This is a genomic window from Acidaminococcus sp. CAG:542, from assembly GCF_000437815.1.
GTDB lineage: Bacteria > Bacillota > Negativicutes > Acidaminococcales > Acidaminococcaceae > Acidaminococcus.
In genome coordinates, this window is the sequence record NZ_FR902112.1 from 47,279 (window position 1) to 55,434 (window position 8,156).

Annotated in this window: 9 protein-coding genes; all 9 read right to left on the reverse strand. The window is 58.0% G+C overall.

Going from position 1 to position 8,156, the window contains the following annotated elements:
• The coding region (locus tag QVO43_RS09840; RefSeq protein ID WP_288174951.1) for a S4 domain-containing protein at window positions 1-292 on the reverse strand (292 nt) is incomplete at its 3' end.
• 21 nt (window positions 293-313) lie between these two features.
• Entirely contained in the window at window positions 314-862 is a 549-nt protein-coding gene (gene scpB, locus QVO43_RS09845; protein ID WP_022488343.1) for an SMC-Scp complex subunit ScpB, read from the reverse strand.
• Window positions 840-1,568 (reverse strand): segregation and condensation protein A, encoded by a 729-nt coding sequence (locus QVO43_RS09850; protein WP_022488344.1) that lies wholly within the window; start codon window positions 1,566-1,568, stop codon window positions 840-842. Before QVO43_RS09850 ends, scpB begins: the two co-directional genes overlap by 23 nt.
• A gap of 18 nt (window positions 1,569-1,586) precedes the next feature.
• Window positions 1,587-2,213 carry a site-2 protease family protein gene (locus QVO43_RS09855; RefSeq protein ID WP_022488345.1) on the reverse strand — a complete coding sequence of 209 codons (627 nt, stop codon included), beginning with the start codon at window positions 2,211-2,213 and terminating at the stop codon, window positions 1,587-1,589.
• 176 nt (window positions 2,214-2,389) lie between these two features.
• A complete protein-coding gene (gene codY, locus QVO43_RS09860) occupies window positions 2,390-3,166 on the reverse strand; it encodes a GTP-sensing pleiotropic transcriptional regulator CodY (RefSeq protein WP_022488346.1) in 777 nt (258 codons plus the stop codon).
• A gap of 12 nt (window positions 3,167-3,178) precedes the next feature.
• Window positions 3,179-4,114 carry a tyrosine recombinase XerC gene (gene xerC, locus QVO43_RS09865; RefSeq protein WP_022488347.1) on the reverse strand — a complete coding sequence of 312 codons (936 nt, stop codon included), beginning with the start codon at window positions 4,112-4,114 and terminating at the stop codon, window positions 3,179-3,181.
• Window positions 4,115-4,176: 62 nt separating this feature from the next.
• Window positions 4,177-5,493: a methylenetetrahydrofolate--tRNA-(uracil(54)-C(5))-methyltransferase (FADH(2)-oxidizing) TrmFO gene (gene trmFO, locus QVO43_RS09870; RefSeq protein WP_022488348.1), complete on the reverse strand. Its 1,317-nt coding sequence runs from the start codon at window positions 5,491-5,493 to the stop codon at window positions 4,177-4,179.
• Window positions 5,494-5,506: 13 nt separating this feature from the next.
• Window positions 5,507-7,582 carry a type I DNA topoisomerase gene (gene topA / locus QVO43_RS09875; protein WP_022488349.1) on the reverse strand — a complete coding sequence of 692 codons (2,076 nt, stop codon included), beginning with the start codon at window positions 7,580-7,582 and terminating at the stop codon, window positions 5,507-5,509.
• A 12-nt stretch (window positions 7,583-7,594) separates the two neighbouring features.
• Window positions 7,595-8,156 (reverse strand): DNA-processing protein DprA (locus QVO43_RS09880; protein WP_288174955.1); only part of this gene is annotated, 562 nt, incomplete at its 5' end.

The window sequence follows — 8,156 nt, forward strand, 5'->3', positions numbered from 1 at the left end:
GGTGGAGCCCCGCCATCAGATCCGCCACCGTCCGCCGGCCCTGGGGATCCTTCATGGTGGTCACCACCCCTTTGGGTTTGTACAGCAGGTAGGTGTGCCGGGCGCTTTTCCGGTGGATGGCCTTCCCGTCCAGGGTGATTCGGTCCGCCTTCCCCACCCGGGTGCCCAGTTCCGTCACCGTTTTTCCGTTCACCTGCACCCGTCCGGCCAGGATGATCTTTTCACATTCCCGGCGTGAAGCCACACCGGCGGCTGCCATGACTTTCTGGAGCCGTTCTTTGGTTTGTTCCATATGGTTGTCTAATCCTTTCACTCAGTCAAATAAAGGTTCCGGTTCTTCCAGCCGGCCTTCCAGCACTTCTTCCGGCAGTTGGGGCAGATCCTCCAGGGAATTGAGGCCGAAGGCCTTGAGGAATTCCTCCGTAGTGCCGTAAAGGATGGGCCGGCCGATTACTTCCTTCCGGCCCACTTCCCCCACCAGGTCCAGTTCCACCAGGGTGCTCAGCACCCCGTCCACCTTCACCCCCCGGATGGCTTCCATTTCGCTTTTGGTCACCGGCTGCTTGAAGGCCACAATGGCCAGGGTCTCCATGGCTGCATTGGACAGCTTCACTTCCTGTTTTTCCTGGAGCCGGCGCACCAGGCCCGCCGCTTCCTTCTTGGTTACCAGCTGCCAGCCTCCCGCCGCCTGGCGCAGTTCGATGCCCCGGCCGGCCTGCTGGTATTCCTGCTGGAGGGTTTCCAGCAGCTGGGCCACTTCTTCGGTGGAACAGAACAGGGCCCCTGCCGCCCGCTCCAGGGTCAGGGGATCCCCGCTGGCAAAGAGCAGGGCTTCCAGCTCAGCGGTTTTCTTCAGTTTCATGGGCCTCCTCCTTCCGGGGTTCCAGGACCATGGGCCCGAAAGGCTCTTCCTGGATCAGATCGATTTCCTTCAGCCGCAGCAGTTCCAGCACGGCCAGGAAGGTGGCGATCACCTCGCTGTGGTTTTTCCGGTCCTGGAGCAGCTGGCGGAAATCCATTTTTTCCTTTCTTTTGCCCAGCGTCTCCCGGATGGCCTCCATCCGTTCCTGGACGGGGAATTCCTGCCGGGGAATCACCGTTTCCTCGTCCTCCTGCCGGGGCATGAGCCCGGCCAGGGCCCGGAGCAGGTCCGCCAGGCCGTACCGCTTCACCTTCTGGAGCACCTTTCCCTGGGGTTCCGGAGACCGGGCGGTCTGGAGGCTGGCCCGCTGGAGACATTCCCGGAGAGCCTGGGCCAGCTTTTTGGTTTTCCGGTATTCCACCAGCATGTCCACCAGCATCTGCCGGGGATCCGGTTCTTCCTCCCCCTCTTCCTCCGGGTCCCGGGGCAGCAGCATCCGGGATTTGATCTGGAGCAGGATGGCCGCCATCAGCAAAAATTCGCTGGCCACGTCCAGGTTGTATTCCTGCATGGCATTGATGTAGGCAATGTACTGCTCCGTAACGGAAACAATGGGAATATCATAAATATCGATTTTGTCTTTTTCAATCAGGTGGATCAGCAGGTCCAACGGGCCCTGGAAATCCGCCAGTTTCACTTGGTACACAGGCCGCCTTCTTCCCGGTCAGAACAGAAACAGGGCCAGGATTCCCCGGCACAGCTGGAGATACAGAGTGGACAGCGGATTGATCACCAGGCCCACGATTCCGGTAAAGCACAGGATGATCAGGATCAGGTTGGTATAGGGCCCCACCATCCGCTCATAGGCCAGGGCCTTGTCCAGAGGCAGCGCCGTCTGGAGCACCTTGTATCCGTCCATGGGGGGAATGGGGATCAGGTTGAAGAAGGCAAACCATACATTGTACAGCATGAGCCAGTTCAAAAACAGCAGCACGCCCCGGCCGGCGTTGAAGTACCGGGCCAGGAACAGCTGGAGGAACATGGCCAGAAAGGTGACGAACAGATTGCTGGCCGGGCCTGCAAAAGCCACTTTCAGCATCCCTTCCCGGGGGTTGGGATAATACCGGGGGTCCACCCGCACCGGTTTGGCCCAGCCAAACCCCACCAGTACCAGCATCAGGGACCCGATCAGGTCCAGATGGGCCAGGGGATTCATGGTAAGCCGTCCGTCCGATTCGGGAGTAGGGTCCCCCAGGCTGGCGGACATGGCCCCGTGGGCATATTCATGGACCGTAATGGTAAACAGCAGCGCCGGGATCCGGTAGATCAGAGACGCATCCAGATTGAGCATAGGGAAAATTTCCTTTCCATTAGGTAGAATTCAAATCAGAGCCGGCGCAGCCGGCCTCCTGCGGCCGCTGACCGTTGACAGCTGACGGGGCAGCAGCCCCATATCCCTATCATACTACCATAAAGCCGAAAAAGGGTCAAACTGCATCCTGCAGCCTGACCCTTTTCCCCATTTCCTTATTTTTTGTGTTCTTTCAGCCCATCCCGCAGGTATTCGTTGAGAATCCGTACATAGGTCCCTTTCATTCCCAGGGATTCGGTTTCCAGCACCCCGGCGCTTTCGAATTTCCGCAGGGCGTTGACGATCACGCTCCGGGTGATCCCGGCCTGGTCGGCGATCTTGCTGGCCACCAGCAGTCCTTCGTCCCCGGGCAGTGCCTTGAGGATTTCAGAAATGGCTTCCAGTTCGCTGTAGCTCAGGTTGGAGAAGGCGATCTGGACCATGGCCTTCTTCCGGCTGGCTTCTTCAATATGCATGGCTTTGTCGTGGAGCAGCTGCATGCCGATGACCGTAGCGGCATATTCGCTGAGCAGCAGGTCGCTGTCCACGAATTCTTTCTTGAATTTCCCCAGGATCAGGGTCCCCAGACGGACACCGTTCCCGAAAATGGGCACCACCGTGGTGTATTTGCTTTCAAACAGGCATTTGGTCCCTTCGCTGAAAGCGCACATGTTCTTCACCAGACGGTAGTTGGAAGACGTTTCCCGGATTCCTTCCAGCCATTTCACATAGTCGGCAGGGAAACGGCCCACATCCAGCACTTTTTTGATCATCAGCTCGCATTCAAAGCCGTCCAGGATGGAGTAGCCCAGCAGCTCTCCGTCGCTGGAGACGATGTAGATGTTCGCCTTGATGACGTCCTTCAGCACTTCCGCCATCTTTTTGTAGCTGACGGTTTCCGTGTTCTGAAGCAGTTTGTTGATCATACGCGTTTTTTCCAGTAAAGCTAACATAGTAAGTCCCTCCTAGGCCCTTGGATGATGTTTCTCATAGACTGCGGTGAGACGTTCCGCCGTCACATGAGTATAAATTTGTGTTGTGGATAAGCTCACATGTCCCAGTAATTCCTGTACAGCCCGCAGATCCGCCCCGTGATCCAGCAGATGGGTGGCAAAGGTGTGCCGTATGGTGTGGGGGCTCACATGTTTCTGCAGGGCACACATGTCCACGTATTTGTCCAGGATCCTCCGTACGCTCCGGCTGCTGAGAGGTGTCCCCCGGCTGTTCACGAACACAGCCTGATGAGGAGCTGCCTGGTACCGGACCATCAGCTGCCTTCGGCTGCGGCGGAGATAGTCTTCCATGGCCGCCACACAGGGATGCCCCAAAGGCACCAGCCGTTCCTTCCGGCCCTTCCCCATCAGGATGGCATACCGGTTGCCCAGATCCACCCGGGTCAGCGTAAGTCCCACCAATTCGGAAACCCGGCAGCCTGTAGAATAGAGGAATTCCAGGATGGCCCTGTCCCGGCGGCCCAGGACAGTGGTACAGTCCGGCATCCGCAGCAGGAGATTAATTTCAAATTCTTCCAAAAATACAGGCAGCTTCTTTTCCAGTTTGGGAGTCCGCACCTGGGTAAAGGGATTGGTCTTCACCCGGTCTTCCCGCCGGAGATACCGGTAGAAAGAACGAAGAGAAGAAATCCTTCGGGCGATGGTCCGCCGGGCCAGTTTATCATCGTGCATCAGCGCCAGATAGGAACGGATGTCCAGGACAGTGACCTGGGGCCAGCTGAAAGATTCCTTCCGCCGGACCATAAAGTCTCTGAAATGCCGGATATCCGCCAGATAATTCTCAATGGTCAGGGGGGAGGCGTCCTTTTCCACCTCCAGATAGGTGGCAAAGTCCTCCGCCCATTTCCCAAGTTTTTCTGAGGAACCCGGAGTATGTGTCAGTTCCATGGCAAGCCTCAAATTGTACGAATTTTATTGAATTCCCGACAATTCATACTACCATATTCAGACTAATCATGCAAGTTATTTTTTACATTTTCGAGAAAGTTTAGACTTCTGGCAGCTATAGCCGCATTTTTCTCTTTTTTCCCCCGGATCCTGGGGCCATCCCAGGGGGCGATCAGCCCGAAATTAATGTTCATAGGCTGGAAATGCTTTACCTCCGGGTTGCTGATGTAGTGGCTCAGGGCTCCCATGGCAGTCTCTTTGGGGAACAGCACCTGTTTTTTCCCGGCTATGGCCCGGGCAGCATAGATTCCCACCGCCAGACCGGAGGCGGCGCTTTCCACATACCCTTCCACCCCGGTCATCTGACCGGCAAAATAGAAATGAGGCCGGTTCCGGAGGGAATAATCCGGGTTCAGCAGCAGTGGACTGTTCAGGTAGGAGTTTTTGTGCATCACCCCGTACCGGACGAATTCCGCATTTTCCAGTCCCGGGATCATCCGGAACACCCGTTTCTGTTCCGGCCATTTCAGATGGGTCTGGAACCCTACGATGTTGTACAGGGTCCCGGCCCCATTGTCCTGGCGGAGCTGGACCACTGCATAGGGGTCCTCCCCGGTCCTGGGATCCGGAAGTCCCACCGGCTTCAGAGGTCCGAACCGCATGGTGTCTTCTCCCCGGAGGGCCATTTCTTCAATGGGCATGCAGGCTTCGAACACATTGTGCTCGAAATCCTTCACCGGAGCCGTTTCTGCATGGCACAGTTCCTGCCAGAACCGGAGGTATTCCTCTTTGGTGAAAGGGCAGTTGTAATAAGCCGCTTCCCCTTTGTCGTACCGGGAAGCCTTGTACACCTTGTCCTGGTCCAGGGAATCCACGGTGACAATGGGGGCCGCCGCATCGAAGAAATGGAAGTAATCCTTTTCCACCAGCTGCTGGATGGCTTCGGAAAGGGCCCCGCTGGTGAGAGGTCCGGAGGCGGTGATTACATAGTCCTCCGGAGCGAACCGGCTGTAATCAGTGACCTCTTCTTCCACCAGGGTCACCAGGGGATTTTCCCGGATGGCGTCAGTGACGGCCTGGGCAAACCCTTCCCGGTCCACTGCCAGGGCTCCCCCGGCAGGCACCTGGTGGGCATCGGCGCAGGCGATGATCAGGGAATCCAGCCGGCGCATTTCCTCCTTCAGCAGGCCCACGGCGTTTTCAATGTTGTTGGCCCGAAGGGAATTGCTGCATACCAGCTCACTGAACAGGGCCGTATGGTGGGCCGGGTCGCTTTTTTTCGGGCGCATTTCGTGGAGCATCACCGGGATCCCCCGGCGGGTCAGCTGCCAGGCCGCTTCACAGCCTGCCAGCCCGGCTCCGATAATATGGACGGTCATGGAAATTTTCCTTTCATTTCTTCTTCAGGGAAGCGTTGGGGCACTTCTCTTTGCTGCAGTGGAGCACGGTCTTTCCGCTGCGCTCCTTGTGTTCCACCATCATGCTGCCGCACTGGGGGCATTTTTCGTTGGTGGGTTTGTCCCAGGAGGTGAACCGGCAGGTGGGATAGTTGGCGCAGCCATAGAACAGCCGTCCCGTCTTGCTGTGCCGTTCGATCAGATCCCCGCCGCACTGGGGGCACTTCACCCCCACTTTCACCAGGATGGGCTTGGTGTTCCGGCATTCCGGGAATCCGGGGCAGGCCAGGAACTTGCCGTGGCGGCCTTCCTTCACCACCATGAACCGGCCGCATTTCTCACATTTCACATCGCTGACGATCACGGGCTTTTCCACCACCGGGATGTTTTCATCCGCCACCTTCAGAGCCTTTTCAAAAGGACCGTAGAATTCCTGGAGCACCGTTTCCTTATCGGTCTTGTGCTCGCTGATGGCATCCAGTTCGCTTTCCATATGGGCGCTGAAGGGCACGTCGATGAAGGGGGAGAAATACTGGGTCAGCATGTCGATGGTGAGTTTCCCCAGTTCCGTAGGCAGCAGCTTCTTCCCTTCCTTGGCCACATAGCCCCGGGCCAGGATGGTCTGGATAATGGGCGAATAGGTGCTGGGCCGGCCGATGCCCTTTTCTTCCAGTTCCTTGACCAGGGTGGCTTCGGTGAAGTTGGCAGGGGGTTCCGTAAAGTGCTGGACCGCCTCGTTCACCCGGATCAGGTTCATGGCCGTGCCTTTTTCCAGAGCCGGAACCTTCTTGTCCTTTTCCTCGTCCTTCCGGTCCACCAGCTTCAGGAACCCGTCGAACTTTACCACGGAACCGGTGGCCCGGAGTTCGTAATTGTCCCCGGCAATGGTCAGGGTGGTGAGGGTGCTGACGCTGCTGGCCATCTGGCTGGCCACCGTCCGCTTCCAGATCAGGGTGTAGAGCCGCAGCTGATCCCGGTCCAGATAGGGCGCCACATCTTCCGGAGTCCGGCTCACACTGGTGGGACGGATGGCTTCATGGGCTTCCTGGGCATTCTTCCGGCTGCTGTACACATTGGGTTTCTTGGGCAGGTAACTGGGACCGTAATTGGCATCCACATAGCCCCGGATCTCGCTGACCGCCGCATCCGCCAGGTGCACCGAGTCGGTACGCATATAGGTAATGAGCCCTACAGAGCCTTTCCGGCCCAGGGTGACCCCTTCGTACAGCTGCTGGGCCAGCATCATGACCTTTTTGGTGGAAAAGTTCATCTTTTTGTTGGCTTCCTGCTGGAGACTGCTGGTGGTGAAGGGAGGCGCCGGTTTCCGCAGCCGGTCCCGGACAGAGCAGTCCGTCACCTGGTAGCTGGCCTTCTTCAGGTCTTCCGTCACCTGGTCCGCTTCTTCCCGGTTGTGGATTTCCAGTTTCTTCCCATCCCGTTTCACCACATCCGCCGTGATCTTGGGAGTCTTGCCGGGAGCCAGCACCACGGAAGAAGTCCAGTATTCCTCCGGTTCGAAGTCGTCGATGAGCTTCTGCCGGTCGCAGATGATCTTCACCGCCACGCTCTGGACACGGCCGGCGCTGAGGCCCTTCCGGATCTTCCGCCACAGGAGAGGGCTCAATTGGTACCCTACGATCCGGTCCAGGATCCGCCGGGTCTGCTGGGCGTCCACTTTGTCCATGTCGATGGACTGGGGATCCTTCAGAGCCCCTTTGATGGCGGTCTGGGTGATTTCATGGAAGGAAATCCGGCAGGGAGCCGCCGGATCCACCCCCAGGATGTAGCTCAGGTGCCAGGCAATGGCTTCCCCTTCCCGGTCCGGGTCCGTTGCCAGATAGATTTTGTCGGCTTTTTTGGCCAGGGTCTTCAGTTCCTTGATTAAAGGTCCTTTCCCCCGGATATTGATGTATTTGGGAGTGAAATGATGCTCTACGTCAACACCGAACTGACTTTTGGGCAGATCCCGGAGATGGCCCATGGAGGCCCGTACCGTAAAGGTCTTGCCCAGAAATTTTTCGATGGTCTTGGCTTTCGTAGGGGATTCCACAATGACCAGTTTATTCGTCACGATTTTCTCCTCCTAAACTGCATGATAGCGATTGCGGCTGTTCCGCTGGACCCGGCCGGACAGTTCCAGCTCCAGGAGCAGGGTACTGAGCACGGCCAGGGGCCAGGGGAATGCATCGGCCAGTTGTTCCAGGGAACTGCCCTGGTGTTTCTGGAGCCAGCGGCACAGGGCCCCGGCTTTTTCTTTTTCATCGGGAGCGAAATCCCGGAACAGGTCCGGTTCTTCTCCGGCCTGGGGCAGAGTTCCCTCTTCCGGCCCCAGCAGGCTGGTGAGTACTTCCTGGGGATCATCCCCCACCCGGGCTCCCTGCTTCAGGAGATGGTGGGTGCCCTGGCTGGTTTCGGAAAAGATGGGCCCGGGGACGGCGAACAGTTCCCGGTTTTCGTCCAGAGCGGCATGGGCGGTGCTCATGGCCCCGCTGCGGATGGCAGCTTCCACCACCACCACTGCCCGGCAAAAGCCCACGATGATCCGGTTCCGCAGAGGGAAGTTCTGGGGCAGGGGCGGAGTCCAGGGGGCATATTCCGTCACCAGGGCTCCCTGCTGGGCGATCCGGTCAAAAAGCCGGAGATGG